17 protein-coding genes and 1 tRNA gene are annotated in these 18,521 nt (G+C 33.3%); 14 read left to right on the plus strand and 4 right to left on the minus strand.

Features of this window, described 5'->3' with window-relative positions; translation table 11 throughout:
• Nucleotides 1-335 precede the first annotated feature (335 nt).
• From HN894_09740 to HN894_09755, 4 genes are read left to right on the plus strand one after another with little or no spacing between them, the layout of a single operon-like run.
• Complete coding sequence (locus HN894_09740; GenBank protein ID MBT7143610.1) at nucleotides 336-668, plus strand: helix-turn-helix transcriptional regulator; 333 nt, start codon at nucleotides 336-338, stop codon at nucleotides 666-668.
• Complete coding sequence (locus HN894_09745) at nucleotides 665-1,609, plus strand: site-specific DNA-methyltransferase (protein MBT7143611.1); 945 nt, start codon at nucleotides 665-667, stop codon at nucleotides 1,607-1,609. The genes HN894_09740 and HN894_09745 overlap by 4 nt, the downstream gene beginning before the upstream one ends.
• Nucleotides 1,584-2,579, plus strand: a complete 996-nt coding sequence (locus tag HN894_09750) for an HNH endonuclease (protein MBT7143612.1) — start codon at nucleotides 1,584-1,586, stop codon at nucleotides 2,577-2,579. Before HN894_09745 ends, HN894_09750 begins: the two co-directional genes overlap by 26 nt.
• Entirely contained in the window at nucleotides 2,573-2,710 is a 138-nt protein-coding gene (locus tag HN894_09755; GenBank protein ID MBT7143613.1) for a hypothetical protein, read from the plus strand. The genes HN894_09750 and HN894_09755 overlap by 7 nt, the downstream gene beginning before the upstream one ends.
• A 281-nt stretch (nucleotides 2,711-2,991) precedes the next feature.
• Here the strand turns inward: HN894_09755 and HN894_09760 are convergent.
• Nucleotides 2,992-3,064 (minus strand) — tRNA-Phe (locus tag HN894_09760).
• 666 nt (nucleotides 3,065-3,730) lie between these two features.
• Here HN894_09760 and HN894_09765 point away from each other — a divergent pair.
• The 8 genes from HN894_09765 (at nucleotide 3,731) to HN894_09800 (ending at nucleotide 9,853) form a co-directional block, all read left to right on the plus strand.
• Nucleotides 3,731-4,153, plus strand: a complete 423-nt coding sequence (locus HN894_09765; GenBank protein ID MBT7143614.1) for a SoxR reducing system RseC family protein — start codon at nucleotides 3,731-3,733, stop codon at nucleotides 4,151-4,153.
• Nucleotides 4,154-4,163: 10 nt separating this feature from the next.
• Complete coding sequence (locus HN894_09770) at nucleotides 4,164-5,114, plus strand: Fe-S cluster domain-containing protein (GenBank protein MBT7143615.1); 951 nt, start codon at nucleotides 4,164-4,166, stop codon at nucleotides 5,112-5,114.
• Nucleotides 5,115-5,186: 72 nt separating this feature from the next.
• Entirely contained in the window at nucleotides 5,187-6,518 is a 1,332-nt protein-coding gene (gene rsxC / locus HN894_09775) for an electron transport complex subunit RsxC (GenBank protein ID MBT7143616.1), read from the plus strand.
• 32 nt (nucleotides 6,519-6,550) lie between these two features.
• The gene (locus HN894_09780; GenBank protein ID MBT7143617.1) at nucleotides 6,551-7,546 is read left to right on the plus strand and encodes an RnfABCDGE type electron transport complex subunit D; all 996 of its coding nucleotides are present in this window, start codon (nucleotides 6,551-6,553) and stop codon (nucleotides 7,544-7,546) included.
• A gap of 39 nt (nucleotides 7,547-7,585) precedes the next feature.
• Nucleotides 7,586-7,984: a four helix bundle protein gene (locus HN894_09785; GenBank protein ID MBT7143618.1), complete on the plus strand. Its 399-nt coding sequence runs from the start codon at nucleotides 7,586-7,588 to the stop codon at nucleotides 7,982-7,984.
• Between the two features lie 50 nt (nucleotides 7,985-8,034).
• Nucleotides 8,035-8,613: an RnfABCDGE type electron transport complex subunit G gene (locus tag HN894_09790; GenBank protein ID MBT7143619.1), complete on the plus strand. Its 579-nt coding sequence runs from the start codon at nucleotides 8,035-8,037 to the stop codon at nucleotides 8,611-8,613.
• 50 nt (nucleotides 8,614-8,663) lie between these two features.
• Nucleotides 8,664-9,248 (plus strand): electron transport complex subunit E, encoded by a 585-nt coding sequence (locus HN894_09795; protein MBT7143620.1) that lies wholly within the window; start codon nucleotides 8,664-8,666, stop codon nucleotides 9,246-9,248.
• An 11-nt stretch (nucleotides 9,249-9,259) separates the two neighbouring features.
• Entirely contained in the window at nucleotides 9,260-9,853 is a 594-nt protein-coding gene (locus tag HN894_09800; protein ID MBT7143621.1) for an RnfABCDGE type electron transport complex subunit A, read from the plus strand.
• Between the two features lie 527 nt (nucleotides 9,854-10,380).
• On the opposite strand, the gene nrfD is transcribed toward HN894_09800, so the two are convergent.
• Both nrfD and HN894_09810 read right to left on the minus strand, forming a co-directional pair.
• Nucleotides 10,381-11,694, minus strand: coding sequence for a polysulfide reductase NrfD (gene nrfD / locus HN894_09805; GenBank protein MBT7143622.1), 1,314 nt, complete (start codon nucleotides 11,692-11,694; stop codon nucleotides 10,381-10,383).
• 27 nt (nucleotides 11,695-11,721) lie between these two features.
• On the minus strand, nucleotides 11,722-12,648 hold the full coding sequence (locus tag HN894_09810) for a 4Fe-4S dicluster domain-containing protein (protein MBT7143623.1): 927 nt from the start codon (nucleotides 12,646-12,648) through the stop codon (nucleotides 11,722-11,724).
• Nucleotides 12,649-13,141: 493 nt separating this feature from the next.
• Here HN894_09810 and HN894_09815 point away from each other — a divergent pair, with 493 nt between their 5' ends.
• Entirely contained in the window at nucleotides 13,142-14,668 is a 1,527-nt protein-coding gene (locus HN894_09815; protein ID MBT7143624.1) for a 2,3-bisphosphoglycerate-independent phosphoglycerate mutase, read from the plus strand.
• A 41-nt stretch (nucleotides 14,669-14,709) separates the two neighbouring features.
• Complete coding sequence (locus tag HN894_09820; protein MBT7143625.1) at nucleotides 14,710-15,291, plus strand: DUF3109 family protein; 582 nt, start codon at nucleotides 14,710-14,712, stop codon at nucleotides 15,289-15,291.
• 96 nt (nucleotides 15,292-15,387) lie between these two features.
• Here the strand turns inward: HN894_09820 and HN894_09825 are convergent, their stop codons facing one another.
• Nucleotides 15,388-18,438 (minus strand): DUF2723 domain-containing protein, encoded by a 3,051-nt coding sequence (locus tag HN894_09825; GenBank protein MBT7143626.1) that lies wholly within the window; start codon nucleotides 18,436-18,438, stop codon nucleotides 15,388-15,390.
• Between the last annotated feature and the right edge of the window lie 83 nt (nucleotides 18,439-18,521).

Raw genomic sequence — 18,521 nt, forward strand, 5'->3', positions numbered from 1 at the left:
AAATTAATAATATGACAAATTTGATAATTACTGAAAAACTAAGACTACAAATTCCACAAAAACCACCTCACGAATGTGAGGTTTAGTTCAACATGCTGTATAAATCATTAAATGAACCGATTCATACAGCTATTCGTTAGGTTTCATGCAAAAAACCAGACGCACAATAGCACATTTGATTTTTTGCCAACTCACACAAATCCAACCCTAAAAAACCAAAAGAACTATTCTTCACACCCTTGCTACAATGTTAATAAGTAGTAGGAAAAACAATTGGGGTTAATCATGTTTGAAAACAAATCTTTGACTACATTTGTCAAAATAATAAATTCAAAATGCAAAACATTGGTGAATTAATACGAAAATTGAGAGAAAGAGAAGGCTATCCTTTAAGAAAGGTAGCTGCTTTTTTAGATATAGACCAAGCAGTGTTAAGTAAAATTGAACGAGGACAAAGAAAATTAAGCAAAGAACAGGTTATAAAACTTGCTGTTTTTTTTAATTACAATGAAAAAGAAATGTTGGTTACTTTTTTTAGTGACCAAATAGTTTATGAAATTGGCAATGAAGCTTATGCAAAAGACGCATTAAAAGTTGCCGAAGAAAAAATTGAATATTTAAATCGAATAGATAAAAAACTATATAAAATAAAACTGTCAGACAAATGAAAGATATAAGTATAGGAAAGAAAGCATTTTATAAAACGGGATTAGGGGCTGCATATTTAGGAGACAGTTTAAAACTCATGAAGAAAATACCCGATTCTTCAGTTGATTTAATTTTAACATCACCTCCTTTTGCATTGACAAGACAGAAAGAATATGGAAACAAACAAGAAGAAGAATACGTTGACTGGTTTCTTCAATTTTCAAAAGAATTTTATAGAATTCTTTCTGATGAAGGGTCGTTGGTGATTGATTTAGGAGGTGCTTATATTCCTGGATTCCCAGTTAGAAGTATCTATCAATATGAACTCTTAGTAAGACTTTGTAGAGAGCAGAACTTCTTCTTGGCACAAGAATTTTATCACTATAATCCTTCAAGATTACCCACCCCTGCTGAATGGGTGACTGTAAGAAGAATTAGAGTTAAAGATTCTGTTAATGTAGTATGGTGGCTTTCAAAATCTCAATTTCCAAAAGCAACCAACAGAAATGTTCTTAAACCCTATAGTGCCAGTATGAAGTCTTTAATTAAGAATGGGTATAAAGCAAAGCTAAGACCAAGCGGACATGATATATCTGATAAGTTTGGAAAAGATAATGGAGGAGCAATACCACCAAATCTACTTGAATTAGCAAACACAAACTCAAATGGTCAATATCAAAAAAAATGTAGAGAGAATGGAATTAAACCACACCCAGCAAGGTTCCCTGTTGGATTTTCGGATTTCTTTATAAAATTTCTAACAGATGAAAATGATATTGTTTTAGACCCTTTTGCTGGCTCAAATACTACTGGGGTTTCTGCTGAAAATTTAAATCGCAGATGGATTTCAATGGAATTAAATGAGCAATATTTGGAGGGCAGCATATATCATTTTGATTCATTTTCAGATTTATTACCAAAAAATAAAAAAACAAATGGCATCGAGACATCGAAAGTATGACTTACTTGAACTAATAATTCAGGGAATTAGAGACGATGGTTGGAATATTTTATATCTATCTGACCCTAAATATCACCCTTTTAGATTGAAAATTTATAAAGGAGAAGAGTCTCATAATGTAAGAATTTACATATGGAACCTAACTCATGGAGGTGGTGCGATGAGACCAGCAGATGAGTATCGTATTCAAATAACAGGTGTCGAACAATTCGACTTAGAACCAAATGGCAAAACATTGATTTTAGGATGGTGGCGCGAAGGAGAAGTATTTGCTGGTTTCGACTTTAATAAGCACAATGGTGTTTTAGGGTTTTCTCCATCTATCCAAATTCGTGAAGAAGCTTTGCGTAAAGCCCACATTAAAGGTATGGCTGCATGGGAGAAAGACAATCAAGAGATAGCGATTTCTTTTAGACCTGACTTTATTACTGAATATATTAGAAATCTGGAATCATTACACTCTTTTGGAGAATCCGAACAAGATTTAGAAGTTTTAGAAGTGCTTACAGATAATCCTGAAGAAGTAAATGATGCTGAAATAGCTGAGGTTACCGAGGAAAGACAAACAACTGTTGTAAGTGTAAAAAAGAAAATCCGAGACAATAGTTTTAAATCAAGGGTATTAACATCATATTCAAATCATTGTGCTTTTTGTGGCATACAATTGAAGTTAATTGATGCGGCTCACATAGTTCCTGTTCAACATGATGGGACTGATGAAACTTCAAATGGAATTTCACTTTGTGCAATACATCATCGAGCTTTTGATAGAAATTTGGTTACGTTCAATTCTGATTATCAAATTTTGACAAGCGAAAAAAACTTTGACAAATTAAAAGAAATTGGTTTAGATGGTGGTGCTGAAAAATTTATCAATGATTTAAGAGCAGTAATTTTATTGCCACCAACTATTAGCGATAGACCGCATGTTGATTTTGTCAATTTAGCAAATGAAATTCGAGGATGGTAAAGGCAACTCCAAAGCCATACATATTTGCAGTTCGCACAAGCTTACACACATTCAAAAACTGCAAAAAAGTATGTCTTGCCAATCTCGACTGGAGAACAGGAGAAATTAAGCACGAAAACCTAATCGAGTAGGTGGCTGATGGCAAAATAGCCACCAGTACACCTCTCACACCACTAAGCGTACAATTCTCGTACTTAGCGGTTCATCAAGCAAAAGAAAATTTGAGATGCACCATTGATAGCAATGTCCTGACAATGTGATATTTATATTTTCTATTATTTTTTTCTAATATTTTTCAAACAAGTATGCTATAACAAACCTATTTTCTAATATTTTTCAAATATTCATATTTTGTATATCCCTGACATAATGCGATTTAAAAACAAAAGCCACTCTATTTGAGTGGCTTTTGTGGTGCCACCTGGAATTGAACCAGGGACACACGGATTTTCAGTCCGTTGCTCTACCAACTGAGCTATGGCACCAAATTATTTTGGGCTTGCAAAAGTAGAATATTCATTTTTAAATTCCAAAAAATAATTCACTTTTTTCAAAAATAATTTTTGTGATCAAAATAAAAGACAATAAGAAAACGTCAATCACTTCAGCACCTTCATTCCGGCATTTTCGAGATTTTTGATTTTTTCTTAAACACCACTTCAAATCATTGAGTCTTCTTGCTAATACAAAATATCGCAAAAAGAGATATTTTTAATTTTGAACTGTTCTCTTAGAGACACTAATAAATCAGTTTCAGAAACTTGAAGTCATGAATAAGCTTTCTCTGTGAAACTCAGTGTCTCCTTTGTGGTTCTTTGTGAAACAGCCAATACACAAAATTGCTTGGAATAGCACAAAGTGGGACAAAGATTATAAAAGAATTCTCGAGAATCCGTATCATTATAACTTTTCAGAACACTGATTAGTTACAATATGTGAATCATTATTACAAAACTAACAAAAACTAAAGCTATTTTTTATTATAAAGTTCTCGAAATATAGATTTAATCATGCCAAATATTCAAGTTCTTATTTAGAATGATATTAAATAAAATTAATTTAAAGATTTATGTATAAATATTTTAATAAAACTATTGTATATAAATTAAACTGTATATTTTTGTGCGAAATTTGAAAGGATATAGAAATTAATGAGTTCAACAAAAACTATTGAACATAAAGGATTTATAAAAAGTATTGACGCAAAACAAATCCGTGTTTCAATACTTGCAGAGTCGTCTTGTGCCTCATGCCATGCAAAAGGTTTGTGCAACCTTTCTGAAGTTGATGAGAAAGAAATAGAAATTGTAAGAAAAAATGGCGATTTTAGCATTGGCGAAACAGTAAATGTAATAATGCAAGAATCATTAGGGTTTCATGCAATGTTTTTAGGATATATCTTTCCATTTATATTAGTTCTTGCTACATTAATTGTTTCAAGTAATTTCTCTAATAATGAAGCAATTAGTGGCTTATTATCTCTTTCCGTACTAATTCCATATTATATTATTTTATATTTCAGTAAATCAAGCTTGAAGAAAAAGTTTTCATTCACACTTCAAAAAATTGTTTAAATAAAAAAAAATGAGCGAAACAGTTATTTTCACTATTATTTCATTGAGTGCAATAGGTATTGTTGCGGCAATGATATTGTTCTTTATAGCACAAAAATTTAAAGTTTTTGAAGACCCGAAAATTGATGAAGTAGAAGAAGTTTTACCAAGTGCAAATTGCGGTGGCTGCGGTTTTCCGGGTTGTAGAAATTTTGCAGAAGCCTGTGTAAAAGCCGAAAATCTGGGCGACCTGTTTTGTCCGGTTGGTGGCAACGAGTGCATGAGCGATGTGGCAAAAGCACTCGGCAAAGAGGTAGTAGAAAAAGATCCGGTAATTGCAGTTCTGAAATGTAATGGAGCCTGCGATAATCGTGCAAAAACAAACCAATATGATGGAGCCTACAATTGTACTGCTGCTCATAATCTTTACGGAGGCGATACTGGTTGTCATTTTGGATGTCTTGGAATGGGCGAATGTGTTGATGCATGCAATTTCGATGCAATGTATATGGACGAAAAAACCGGTTTGCCTGTGATTGATGATGAAAAGTGTACCGCTTGCAATGCTTGTGTTGAAGCATGTCCAAAACTATTGTTAGAGCTTCGCCCAAAAGGGAAAAAGTCGAGACGTATTTTTGTTTCATGTATGAACAAAGACAAAGGAGCAGCCAAAAAAATCGGTTGCGATGTAGCATGTATAGGTTGTAAACGATGTGTTAAAGAATGTAAATTCGATGCAATTACAGTCGATAATTTCCTTGCATATATCGATGCAGACAAATGTACATTGTGCAGAAAATGTGTTGTTGTATGTCCTACTAAGGCAATACATGAATTAAATTTTCCGCCAAGAAAAGTAAAAGTTGCAAAACCTGAGAAAGCTGTAGTTGAAAAGGCAAAAGTTGCGGATTCTGAAAAAAAAGAAGTAATCACTATAGAAAATAAAGATAGCGAATCTAAAAGTGAAAAATCAGATTCTTGATTTTAAAACACAATATATTAGGTTTTTATAATTAACAATTGACTTTCAAGAAAATAAATAAACAGATATAAAATGCTAAAAACATTTCCAAAAGGTGGTGTTCATCCTCCTGAAAACAAAATATCGAAAGAAGGTGCAATAGTGCAACTAGCAATACCAAAAACAGCATATATTCCTATTTCACAGCATCTTGGAGCCCCTTCTACTCCTGTTGTTAAAAAAGGAGATGCAGTTAAAGTTGGGCAAATAATTGCAAAAAGCTCAGGATTTGTATCTACAAATATTCATTCTTCGGTATCGGGCACGGTTCAGAAAATAGATGATATTATTGATTCAAGCGGATATAAAAGAAAAACTGTAATTATTAAAGTTGAAGGCGATGAGTGGTTGGAAACTATTGATCAGAGCAAACAACTGAGCAAAAATATCTCGGTAAATGGAGAAGAAATAATTTCGAAAATTCTTGAATCCGGAATAGTAGGACTTGGAGGAGCAACCTTCCCAACTCATATTAAACTTTCAGTTCCAAAAGGCAAAACTGCAGAAGTTCTGATAATTAATGGAGTGGAATGCGAACCATACCTGACCTCTGACCACCGATTGATGCTCGAAAAGGCAGAAGAAATGCTCATAGGAACTCAAATTCTAATGAGAGGCTTAAATGTCAAAAAAGCCATGATTGGCATCGAAAATAACAAACCCGATGCAATTGAATTATTATCTAAATTGGTTGATAAATATCCAGGAATTGAAATATATGCTTTGAAAGTGCAATATCCGCAGGGAGGTGAAAAACAGCTAATCAAAGCACTGATAAACAGAGAAGTCCCATCAGGAGGATTACCAATTGATGTCGGAGCTGTAGTTCAGAATGTGGGTACAACTTTTGCTGTTTACGAAGCAATTCAGAAAAACAAACCTCTTTTCGAACGAGTAGTTACTGTTACCGGAAAATCTGTAAGCAAACCTGCAAATTATATGGTTAGAATTGGGACACCAGTTTCAGAACTTCTTGCCGCTTCGGGCGGAATTCCAGACGATACCGGAAAAATTATAAGTGGCGGTCCAATGATGGGGAAAGCTCTTAATAGTGTCGATTCTCCGGTTACGAAAGGAACTTCAGGAATTTTAATCCTACCCGAAGATGAATCGAAACGTAAAGAATCGTTGAATTGTATTCGCTGTGCAAGATGTACTGTTGTTTGTCCGATGGGTTTAGAACCATTTTTCATAATGAGTACAACAGAAAACAAAATGTTCGACAAAGTTGAATCAGCAAATGTAATGGACTGCATTGAGTGTGGCTCGTGTAGCTACACCTGCCCATCAAACCGACCATTGTTAGATTATATCAGATTAGGAAAAGGAACTGTAGGGCAGATTATTAGAGCAAGAAGAAAATAAATTTATTAAACTAAAATAAATTATTAAAAATAATGAGCAAATTAATCACAATATCTCCATCTCCGCATAACTATGGAGACGATTCAGTAAGAAAAATAATGTATGGAGTAATTATTGCAATGCTTCCGGCTTTTGCAGTTTCATTGGTTTACTTCGGACTTGGTGCACTAAAAGTTACATTAATTGCAATAGCTTCAGCAGTGATTTTCGAATGGCTAATTCAGAAATATTTATTGAAAGTAAAACCAACAATTAACGATGGATCTGCTATTATTACCGGCATGTTGCTGGCATTCAACGTTCCGAGTAATCTGCCAATTTGGATAATTATTATTGGAAGTTTCGTGGCAATCGCAATTGGAAAAATGACTTTTGGAGGTTTAGGAAGCAATCCATTCAATCCTGCATTGGTTGGAAGGGTTTTTCTATTAATCTCCTTTCCGGTTGAAATGACCTCATGGCCCAAAGCTGTAATTTCACGAATGCAAATTGTTGATGCTGAAACCGGTGCAACTCCTCTTGCAATAATAAAAGAAGCTGTACGAAACGAAACACCAATTAGTGAAATTGCCGATCAAATTCCTACATATTTAGATATGTTTCTTGGAAATCTTGGAGGCTCGCTCGGAGAAGTTTCTGCTATAGCAATCTTGATAGGATTTGGTTATATGCTTGTAAAAAAGATAATTACTTGGCATATCCCAATCGTTATGTTAGGGACAATTTTTGTCTTTACAGGAATTTTATGGTTAGTAAATCCTGAAGCAAATGCAGATCCTGTATTTCACCTGCTTACCGGTGGTGCATTATTAGGAGCTGTTTTTATGGCTACAGATATGGTTACTTCGCCAATGTCGGTAAAAGGGATGGTAATTTTTGCACTCGGGATTGGAATACTTACTGTTCTGATAAGAGTTTTTGGAGCATATCCCGAAGGAGTTTCATTTGCAATTTTAATAATGAACGCCTTTGTTCCGCTTATTAACACATATGTCAAACCAAAGAGATTTGGAGAAACGAAAAAATGATTATTTATTATTTTTTATTGAATATTAAAAAAAATAAAATTGACAGAGATAGAATTAAAATATAGAACAAAAAAGTTTGCACATGATTGTGTAAAAATTGCTTTAACTTTTGCAAAAAGCAATTTAGGATATCACATTCAAGGGCAATCGAATAGATGTTCTACTTCTGTTGCAGCAAATTATCGGGCAAGTTGTGTTGCTCAGTCAAAAAAGAGTTTTAGTGCAAAATTAGGAATAGTAATTGAAGAAATTGACGAGTCAAATTTTTGGTTAGAATTTGCAAAAGATGAAAAATTGTTAACTGATATTAAATTCGTTAATGAATTAATACAAGAATCAAAAGAAATAACTTCAATATTTATTTCTTCAAGAAAAACAGCACAAAAAAATTTAACTTATAATAATGAATTCAACAAAAAAGAATCAATAAAAAATTAATAGTCGTTTTCAATCAAAAATATAAAATAATCAATAAAAAAGAATTAGGTATGGCAAGTAAAAAAGAATCGACATTTGTAAACATGGTATTAACCTTGTTTCTTGTAGCCCTCGTAGCTTCAACTGCCCTCGGATTTGTTTATGAATTAACAAAAGCGCCCATAGCTGCTGCAAAACTTAAGCGAAAGCTTGAAGCCATAAATACAGTAGTTCCCGGTTTCACCAACGATCCAAATGCCGAAATGTATAAAATTCCAATTGCAGAAGGCGATAGTCTCGAATTTTATCCAGCAAAAAAAGATGGAGAATTGATTGGAACAGCAATCAAAACATATACTAAAAAAGGATTTTCCGGTTTAATTCAATTGATGGTTGGTTTTTCTCCTGAAGGTGAAATAATAAACATTTCTGTTTTGGACCACAAAGAAACTCCTGGTTTAGGAGATAAAATGCAGAAAGATAAATCGGAATGGAGCAATCAATTTAATGGAAAAAATCCAGCAAACGACAATCTCGTAGTTACCAAAGATGGCGGACTTATTGATGCAATCACTGCTTCAACAATAAGTTCGAGAGCATATTGCGATGCTGTGCAAAGAGCCTACGACATTTATATGAAAAACAAATAAGACATAATTGATTTAACAATTAAAGATTAATAATATTAAAAATAAGATATATGAGCCAGTGGAAAAATTTCTCGAAAGGTATTTTTAAAGAAAATGCGGTTTTTGTATTATTTCTCGGACTTTGTCCTACGCTTGGTGTTACTACAAGTGCATTGAATGGATTAGGAATGGGACTTGCCACAACATTTGTACTTCTCGGTTCGAATATGGTTGTAGCTTTAATCAAAAATTTTATTCCTGACAAAGTGCGAATACCATCATTCATTGTAATTATCGCCTCATTTGTTACTATTGTAGAACTTACAATGCAGGCATATTTACCCGATTTGTTCAAGCAATTAGGTTTATTTATTCCTCTTATCGTGGTGAATTGTTTGGTTCTCGGTAGAGCTGAAGCATTTGCTTCGAAAAATACGTTTTTATCCTCCTTTGTTGATGGTCTTGGAATGGGGATTGGTTTTTCGCTTGCACTTACTGTACTTGGAGGAGTTAGAGAGATTCTCGGAAGTGGTCAAATATTCGGATTAGACCTTTATGAAGGCGGAATGATAGCTTTCGTGCTATCACCGGGTGCTTTCATCGTGTTGGGATACCTTATTGTACTTAACAACAAATTAATCAACAAAAAATCTTAAAAATTACAATTATGGAATATATCATTATCATTATATCAGCAATTTTTGTAAACAATATTCTTCTTGCAAAATTTCTTGGAGTTTGTCCATTTATTGGAGTATCAAACAAAGTAGAAACATCTATTGGTATGACCGGTGCAGTTACTTTTGTTATGGTAATTGCTACAATTGTAACATATCTTATTCAGAAATATGTGCTTGAGGCTTTTGGAATACAATTTATGCGAACTATTACTTTTATCATTATTATTGCATCATTAGTTCAGATGGTCGAGATAATGTTGAAGAAAATAAGTCCTCCACTTTATCAAGCACTCGGAATATTTCTTCCGCTTATAACTACCAATTGTGCTGTTCTTGGAGTTGCTATTATGGTAACTGATGGACAAATTCCAGGGGTTGAAGGAACAATTACACTTTTACATAGTGTAGTTTTCGCAATTGCTAATGCGGTTGGCTTTGGTTTAGCACTTATTGTTTTTGCAGGCTTACGTGAGCATGTAGAGCTTACGAATGTTCCAAAAGCCATGAAAGGCGTTCCAATTGCATTTATAATTGCCGGATTACTTGCAATGGCGTTTATGGGTTTTACTGGAATTGTATAGATTCTACTGAATCTAATTAAATAGATGATTGTCAAGCCTCCACGAATAGGCTTTTAAAAGTTTGCTCATACAAAGTACGGGAAGAGATTTAATTATAGTTGGGATTCTATCACATTATAATAATGTAGCTTTAGTTCAATTAAAATTGATGGAATACCATTGAAAAGCCTAAGCAGGACAAAACTGTTTGTAGAAAAAATTACAAAATTAAAAAATCAGTTTCAGAGGAGCAACCTTAAAAAACAAAATATTATATCAAATTGATTTTTTTCAAAATTTGAAATTGCTTATAATGTAAGTTCCTTGTTTGAATGGATAGGTTATCAGTACGCTCCGATGAGCTAAAACAAGAACGGAGCTATATTACTACAGCAGATTGCTCATATTGAGCAAAGATAAAATAGGATTAAAAGCACATAATCCAAAAAAAATAATGAGCTTAATACCAAAAAAAATAGCCTAATCTTTACAGACAAGGCTATTTCATTATTTTGAAATAATTCTGTTATCCTATAATAAAATAAGCACTATTCATTTTCCTTCTGTTCATGCTCGTATTCCCACATTGGGATAATTGGGAACACTTTTGCAAGCACACTTACAATCAATAAAACTATAATAAAAGATGCAGCTGTTACCAAAATCTCAACAGCTGTTGGCGAATATACAACATATTCTTCAGAAACATTTTGAACCGGCAGAAATGGATGCGACATTGTAGGTACCACAATTAAATATCTCTTAATCCATGCACCAATTATTACAAATAACGAAATTATTAGCATTGGAAATGGTTTTCTCATTTTAGTAAAAAACATTAAAATCGTGGGAATTATCATACAAGGAATAATTGCAAACCAAAATAATGTTGACCAGTGCCCAGTGAATAACTCTTTAAGATGCACCGCATCATCACTTTTCAACTTAAAACCGGGAACTAGAAATTCATTTATGTTAAAGTATATATAAACAAACATTACCAGTACTAATAGTTTTCCCATTTTGTCGAAATGCAAATCGGTCAAATATTCTTTTAATTTATAGTTTATTCTGAAAAAATACATTGCAACAATTACTGCTCCAACTCCTGCAACAAAAGCTCCCGCAACAAAATAAGGACCGAAAATAGTTGAATCCCATCCTACCCTTGATGTTGTAGCAAACAACCAAGATGTAACAGTATGAATTGCTAAACCTACAGGTATGATGAGAATTAGTAGTATTCGAATAGATTTTTTAACTATTGCTATTTGTTCGGGTCTGCCACTCCATCCTGCTGACAGAAATTTATACAACTTTTGTTGCCATTTTGGAAATGTTTTATAGTTTTTTAATGCATAAGTATCAGGTATCAATGGAAGATATAATAATAAAACGCTCATAACAACGTATGTAATAACTACAGTAATATCCCAAATAATTGGAGATTGCAACCTTCCATAAAACAAGAGATGTAAAACTCTATCGGGGCGACCCATATCGGAAACAATTACTAAACCTGCTACTATAGCAAATGCTACTGCTAAAATCTCAGCAATTCGACTTATTGGAGTAATCCATTTTTGACCTGACAAACCTAAAATACTACTAATAAGCAAACCAACGAGACTTGTGGCTATAAAAAACACAAAGTTTGAAATATACATTCCCCAAGAAATAAAATCTCTCATACCAGTAACACCCAGACCATTTTTTAGCTGTACAAAATAAGCATATAAACAAACAACCAGAGCAACAGTAAGAAATGTCATCCAGACAAAATACTTGGTGTTTAAACCAACCGTTCTGGATAAATCATGCTGTATTTTTGAAAAACTTGTATTAGAATTATCTTCTTTCATATCTTTATATTATTGACATTTAAATAATTACGAATTATTTTCATCTTTTGGAGGTTCAAACTCAAACATCCTATTTTTCGGAGGCAAATAATACACACTTGGTTTTGTTCCAAGCTTGTCCATTAGTTGGTAGGCAGCATTTTTCTTCAAAAGTTCGCTTAGGCTTACAGTTTCTTTGCTCGTTCCGTTAGTTACAGCATTCTCGTTGGAATCACCAAAATAATAAACACCATTAGGGCAAGCTGTTACGCAATATGGAAGCTCATCATTTCTTAGTTTGTCGGCACTAAAACAACATTTCGTAACTGTTCCTTTTTTCTGAGGAACGTTTTTTTCGATATCGTATTCAACATCCTTATATTTTTCAGCATCTTTTGGTTCAAACCAGTTAAATGTTCGTGCAGAATAAGGGCAAGCTGCCATGCAAAATCTGCAACCAATACATCTTTCATTGTCCACCAAAACTATTCCGTCTTGTCGTTTGAAAGTTGCATCAACCGGACAAACAGCAACACAAGGTGGGTTGTCGCAATGTTGGCAAGGTTTAGGCAAATAATAAGGTGCAGTTTTTTCGGTATCCTGCATAGCCAAAACATTTATGTGATGCTGGTCGGGGTGCAACTGATGTGCACTTTGGCACGATTTCATACATTCTCTGGCATTTCTACATTTTGCCAAATCTATTACCATTACAAACTTTTTATCTACCAGACCAATTCTGCCAGGATCATTTTCAACTGCAGCTTTTTCAATTTCTTGAATGTCATTTTTATCTACCTCAATGACTTTACCATCTGTTGAAAGTACTGCAATTTTTTCGCCCGATTTTGCTTCGGCAGAACATGAACTTAATGGTAACACACAACCTGCTGCTACAGAACCTGCTGCTAATCCACCCATTTTCTTCAGGAATTTCCTACGTTCAATTCCTTTGTCTTCTTTCTTATCAATCATATTTGAATATTTAAATTCCAAATTCCAAAAAAATAATCCTGTCTGCAATTTTAGTAATTAATTTTGTTTTTGCAATAAAAAATCTTAACTAATCTGTGTACTGAAAATTATAATAATATGGGTTCTAAATAATTCCTTTTAATCTTTGTGCCCCTTTGTGCTTCTCTGAGCAAGTTTGTGTAATAGCTATTTCACAAAGAACCACAAAGAAGACACTGAGTTTCATAGAGAAAGCTTATTATTAACTTCAAGAATCCGACACTGATTAGTAACAAAAAATCAATGTATTTGATTCTTAAAAATCATTAGATTTTTTGCTTTCTTTTATAAAATTAAGAGAAAGAAAATATGTCAAATTATTAAATTTTTAAACACTTATATATAACTGATTTTCATAAGCAAATTTCAAAATAGAAATATGAAAAATTCCATATTGTCAAAAATATGGCAATACGAATTATAAAAAAGATACTTTTGCAAAAATTTTAAAATTATGGAATTAAAAAATAGAGTATTATTAATGATATTAGATGGTTGGGGAATTGGCGACAAATCGAAATCAGATGCAATTTTTCAAGCAAATACTCCAAATATGGATTTTTTGAAAGAGAAATATCCAAACTCCCAATTATTAACTAGTGGCGAAAATGTTGGATTGCCTGAGGGGCAAATGGGAAATTCAGAAGTTGGACACCTGAATATTGGTGCTGGAAGAATAGTTTATCAGGATTTGGTAAGAATAAATAAAGCTATTAAAGATAATAGCATTTCAGAAAATGAAACTTTGGCTGAAGCATTTTCTTACGCAAAAGAAAAAAACAGTGCTGTACATTTCTTAGGTTTGGTTGGCGATGGAGGAGTTCATTCCTTGAGTAGCCACTTGTTCAAGCTATGCGATATGACTAAAGAATATGATTTGAATAATGTTTTTATTCACGCTTTGACTGATGGTCGTGATACCGATCCAAAAAGCGGATATGGATATGTCGAAGAACTTGAACAACATTTGGAAAAGTCGAATGGCGAAATTGCCAGCCTTACAGGTCGATATTTCACTATGGACAGAGACAAACGCTGGGAAAGAGTAAAAATTGGATACGATGCATTGGTTTTAGGTAATGGAAAAAAAACAGATAATATTTTAAATTCAATAAAAGAATCCTATGAAGAAGGTATCACTGATGAATTTATTAAACCAATTGTGAAAGTTGATGCTGATGGAAATCCGGTTGGAATAATCAAAGAAAACGATCTCGTAATTTGCTTCAATTTTAGAACCGACAGATTGCGAGAAATTACTGTTGCTCTTACTCAAAAAGATATGCAGGAGTATGGGATGAAAACCATTCCGCTACACTACCTCACAATGACAACTTATGACGAAAGTTTCGAAAATATAAATGTAATTTACACCAAAGATAATGTGCAACATACGCTTGGAGAAATAATTTCCGGCTTAGGGAAAAAACAAATTAGAATTGCCGAAACTGAAAAATATGCCCATGTTACATTTTTCTTTTCAGGAGGAAGAGAAACAGAATTTGAATACGAAAAAAGGATTTTGATTCCATCCCCTAAAGTAGCTACCTACGATCTACAGCCCGAAATGAGCGCCATTTTAGTTAAAAATGAAATTGTTTGCGAACTAAAAAAACAAGAGACTGATTTTGTTTGCTTAAACTTTGCAAATGGCGATATGGTAGGCCATACAGGTTTTTACGAAAGCATCTTAAAGGCTTTAGAAACTGTTGATGCCTGCATTGGTGAAATTGTGGAAATCGCAAACAAAAATGGATACACAACTATGATAATTGCCGATCACGGAAATTCAGATTTTGCTGTAAACTCTAACGGTTCGCCAAACACAGCACATTCTTTAAATCCGGTTCCTTGCATTTTGGTTTCCGATGATTATAAGAATATCAAAGATGGTATTCTCGCCGATGTAGCTCCATCAATATTGAAAATTATGGGTATTGAAATTCCTAATGAAATGACTGGGAAGGGTTTAGTTGATTAGTTTTTAAAAGTTTAAATGTAAAATCTAATATGACAGAAACAATGCTACAAATAGGGAATGCAATAATCAGTTTAGATGTATTAGAAAAAAAATTTATTTGCAATTTCGAAAAATGCAAGGGAAATTGTTGTATTTATGGCGATTCCGGGGCTCCTTTAGAAAAAGATGAAGCAAAAAAAATCAAGAAAAATATAAATATCATTCAAAAGTATATGACCCAAAAGGGCAAGGAAGTTGTTGAAAAAGAAGGGGTTTCTACTATCGACATTGAAGGCGATTTGGTTACACCACTTATCGAAAACCAAGATTGTGCTTTTGTTTATTACGAAAATGGAATAATAAAATGTGCTATTGAAAAAGCATTTTTAGAAAAAAAGATATATTTTCATAAGCCAATTTCTTGTCATTTATATCCTATTAGAATAAAAAAATATGACACATTCGAAGCTGTAAACTACGACCAGTGGGACATTTGCAAATCAGCAAGAATATTAGGCGAAGAAAAAAAAGTGGAAGTATTTCAATTTTTGAAAGAACCATTAATCAGGAAATATGGTGCAGAATGGTTTACAGAACTTGAAATTGCCAGCAAAAACCTTGATAACTTAGAAATTGAGGAATAAATCTATATTCAATTATTCAGTCAGATAATATGTAAATAAAAAAGCCACAATTGCAATTGTAGCTTTTCTATTTCTTTCATATATTAGAAAATTTAATTAACTGCCCTGAGAATAAATTGAATACAAAATTGAAAATCTTTTTTCAAGATCGTCCTTCATTTCATTTTGTTTATTTCTTTCAGCAACTTTAACAAATTCCTGCATCATATATAGGTCTCTTTTCAGTTCATCTTGAAAAAATGAAGCATCTTCTCTATCAAGACTAAAGAAATAATTAATCTTCTCTTCTGAAACATCAGCAAGAAGCGCTATTATTTCATTTCCTTTTTCTATTTCTCCCAATTTATAATATACTTCTGATAATTGCAAATTGAAATAATTGTATGGAACAAATTTATGCGGCATTAGTTCGATACATCTATCAGCCACTTCAAGACTTTTTTCTTTTTTGCCTTCTTCGAAGAGAGCCAGAGCCAGCCGAGCAAAATTGCTTCTAAAATTCATAAGCATCCGTTGATTATTTTCGTCGAGATAAACTCTTGGATCGTTAATACCTCCCCATTTGAACTTGTTCATCATATTCTCATAAACAATTTCTGTATCCATTCTACCAATTTTGCCTTTATTGCTATCTTTGGTTTTAATGGGTACCAATCGGTAGGCTAAACCTTCAACTTGAAAATATGGTTCGAGTTTCAAATAGCTTGAGCTTCCAACAGTAATTGCAAAATATACCGGACGATCCCAGTCGTTGGCAGTCAAAAGATCAATAGTCATTAAGTCGTTTTTGAGCAAATAGCTTTTCTTAGGATCCCAATCTATTGAGGACACAATTTTGTCAGCATCTTTCAATTTTACTGTTCCATTGCTCACAACTTTTGCAGAATCTACAGCAAGGCTCAATTTTTTTGTAGGAATATAGTCTAAATCTTTGCCTTGAGCTGAATATTTTGTTTTCGGGCTTTCGCTTCCTACAAACTGCATAACCTTTTTCAAATCTACATATTCTTTTGTTCTATCGAACATTGGAACATAATCTCGTTTTCCTTGAATATATTGGTCCGGTTTCAGTGTAAACGGAACAGGCGCTGATTCGTATGATTGTCTAATCATTTGATCGATATACCAATTTGTACTTAGATAACTAAGATTTACAACTCTTACGTCAGTTCTAATTCCTTCAACTTCCTGGGCATACCAAAGCGGGAAAGTGTCGTTGTCTCCATTTGTAAACAGAATAGCATTCGGAGCACAAGATTCTAAATAATTATGAGCAAAGTCTCTTGCTGTGTATCTATTCGAACGATCATGGTCGTCCCAATTTTGGCTAAGCATATGTGCCGGAACTAATAAGAAGCATGCAATTGTTGCAATTACAGCACTCACCTTTTGAGATAAATATTTATTCAATAACTCATAAATCCAAAGAACTCCAAGTCCTATCCAAATTGCAAAAGCATAGAACGAGCCGGCATAGGCATAGTCTCTCTCGCGTGGCTGTATCGGATATTGATTGAGATAAACAACAATGGCTAATCCTGTGAAAATAAATAAAAGAAAAACTACCCAAAAATCCTTTCTGTTTCGCATATATAAATAAACTATTCCCATTATTCCTAAAATCAATGGTAAGAAATATAGTTTATTGTTGGCTTTATTGTTTTTGAACGATTCGGGCAGCATGTCTTGAGGTCCAAGTCTGGCATCGTCTATTAAAGGAATTCCACTTATCCAGTTTCCTTTCAAAACATCGCCATGTCCTTGAATATCGTTCTGCCTTCCTGCAAAATTCCACATGAAATACCTTAAATACATATGTCCTATTTGGTATTTGAAAAAGAATCGCAAATTTTCGCCAAAAGTTGGAACTCGCATAACTTTTGTTTCTCCATCTCTACCTTGTGCTTTAATAGGTTTTCCTACGACTTTTCCCCAATATTTATACTCTTTAACATGTTTTGCCTGAGCACTATACATACGCGGAAAAAGAGTTAGGAATCTATCATCATAAATATATTTTGGAGTAACATTAGTTACCTCATATCTTCCGTCAACTTGCGTTAAAGTTTCCTTATCATCTTTTTCATCAACTATAGGTGCATTGTAATGTTGCCCATGAAATAATGGTCTGTCTCCATATTGTTCACGATTCAAATAAGATAATAATCCAAATACAGTTTCAGGATTGTTCTGATCCATTGGTGGATTTGCAAGCGAACGAATCACTACCATACTAAATGACGAATAGCCTATCAAAATGGCTGTGAATGAAACAATTATAGTATTTAGTAAAACTTTTTTCTTCTTTGATGTATAAATAATCCCAAAAATAATAGAACCTAATAATAGAAGAATATAAAACATTACACCTGTATTATAAGGTAACCCAAACATATTTACGAACAACAATTCGAACCATGAAGCTACAATAACAACTCCCGGAATTATTCCATACATAATTACACCCAACATTACAATCGAAATAATAAGAGCATAAACAATTCCTTTTTGCGAAACCTGATATTTTTTGTAATAATAAACAAAGACAATTGCAGGTATTGCCAATAAATTCAGTAGGTGAACCCCAATAGAAAGTCCAACGAGATAAGCAATTAATATTATCCAACGATTAGAATATTTCTGATCGGCAACGTTTTCCCATTTCAAAATTGCCCAAAAAACTACTGCGGTGAACAAAGATGATGAAGAATATACTTCAGCTTCGACTGCCGAAAACCAAAAAGTGTCGGAAAAAGTATATGCCAAAGCTCCAACAAATCCTGCTCCCAAAACTGCAATTGTCTGGCCTATTGAAAGATTATCTGATTTTATTATTATTTTTTTTGCAATATGAGTGATAGTCCAAAAAAGAAAAAGTATTGTGAAAGCACTTGCCAAACCAGACATGATATTTACCATTTTTGCAACCTGTGTAACATCAGTTGTAAACATAGTAAAGAATCGAGCCATAATCATAAATGTAGGTGCTCCGGGAGGGTGCCCAACCTGCAATTTGAAAGCTGTGGTGATAAATTCTCCACAATCCCAAAAACTTGTTGTAGGCTCAATTGTTAAAATATAAGTAATGGCTGCAATCAAAAAAGACAACCAACCAACTGTAACATTCAATAATCTAAATTGCTTCATATCAATAGATTTTCAAAAAAAAATTAAGTTTGCGAAAGTAGTAAATTTAGTTTTAATATTCATGGCTTAATGACGTTTCAGGG

The organism is Bacteroidota bacterium (genome assembly GCA_018692315.1).
GTDB lineage: Bacteria > Bacteroidota > Bacteroidia > Bacteroidales > JABHKC01 > JABHKC01.

What these genes read in the sequence shown, in the direction of transcription:
- HN894_09755 (MBT7143613.1), top strand. Translation starts at nt 2,573, where the DNA reads ATGGTAAAGGCAACTCCAAAGCCATACATATTTGCAGTTCGCACAAGC.
- HN894_09780 (MBT7143617.1), top strand. Translation starts at nt 6,551, where the DNA reads ATGAGCAAATTAATCACAATATCTCCATCTCCGCATAACTATGGAGAC.
- HN894_09795 (MBT7143620.1), top strand. Translation starts at nt 8,664, where the DNA reads ATGAGCCAGTGGAAAAATTTCTCGAAAGGTATTTTTAAAGAAAATGCG.
- rsxC (MBT7143616.1), top strand. Translation starts at nt 5,187, where the DNA reads ATGCTAAAAACATTTCCAAAAGGTGGTGTTCATCCTCCTGAAAACAAA.
- HN894_09790 (MBT7143619.1), top strand. Translation starts at nt 8,035, where the DNA reads ATGGCAAGTAAAAAAGAATCGACATTTGTAAACATGGTATTAACCTTG.
- HN894_09800 (MBT7143621.1), top strand. Translation starts at nt 9,260, where the DNA reads ATGGAATATATCATTATCATTATATCAGCAATTTTTGTAAACAATATT.
- HN894_09825 (MBT7143626.1), bottom strand. Translation starts at nt 18,438, where the DNA reads ATGAAGCAATTTAGATTATTGAATGTTACAGTTGGTTGGTTGTCTTTT.
- HN894_09740 (MBT7143610.1), top strand. Translation starts at nt 336, where the DNA reads ATGCAAAACATTGGTGAATTAATACGAAAATTGAGAGAAAGAGAAGGC.
- HN894_09820 (MBT7143625.1), top strand. Translation starts at nt 14,710, where the DNA reads ATGCTACAAATAGGGAATGCAATAATCAGTTTAGATGTATTAGAAAAA.
- HN894_09810 (MBT7143623.1), bottom strand. Translation starts at nt 12,648, where the DNA reads ATGATTGATAAGAAAGAAGACAAAGGAATTGAACGTAGGAAATTCCTG.
- HN894_09765 (MBT7143614.1), top strand. Translation starts at nt 3,731, where the DNA reads ATGAGTTCAACAAAAACTATTGAACATAAAGGATTTATAAAAAGTATT.
- HN894_09750 (MBT7143612.1), top strand. Translation starts at nt 1,584, where the DNA reads ATGGCATCGAGACATCGAAAGTATGACTTACTTGAACTAATAATTCAG.
- HN894_09745 (MBT7143611.1), top strand. Translation starts at nt 665, where the DNA reads ATGAAAGATATAAGTATAGGAAAGAAAGCATTTTATAAAACGGGATTA.
- HN894_09770 (MBT7143615.1), top strand. Translation starts at nt 4,164, where the DNA reads ATGAGCGAAACAGTTATTTTCACTATTATTTCATTGAGTGCAATAGGT.
- nrfD (MBT7143622.1), bottom strand. Translation starts at nt 11,694, where the DNA reads ATGAAAGAAGATAATTCTAATACAAGTTTTTCAAAAATACAGCATGAT.
- HN894_09815 (MBT7143624.1), top strand. Translation starts at nt 13,142, where the DNA reads ATGGAATTAAAAAATAGAGTATTATTAATGATATTAGATGGTTGGGGA.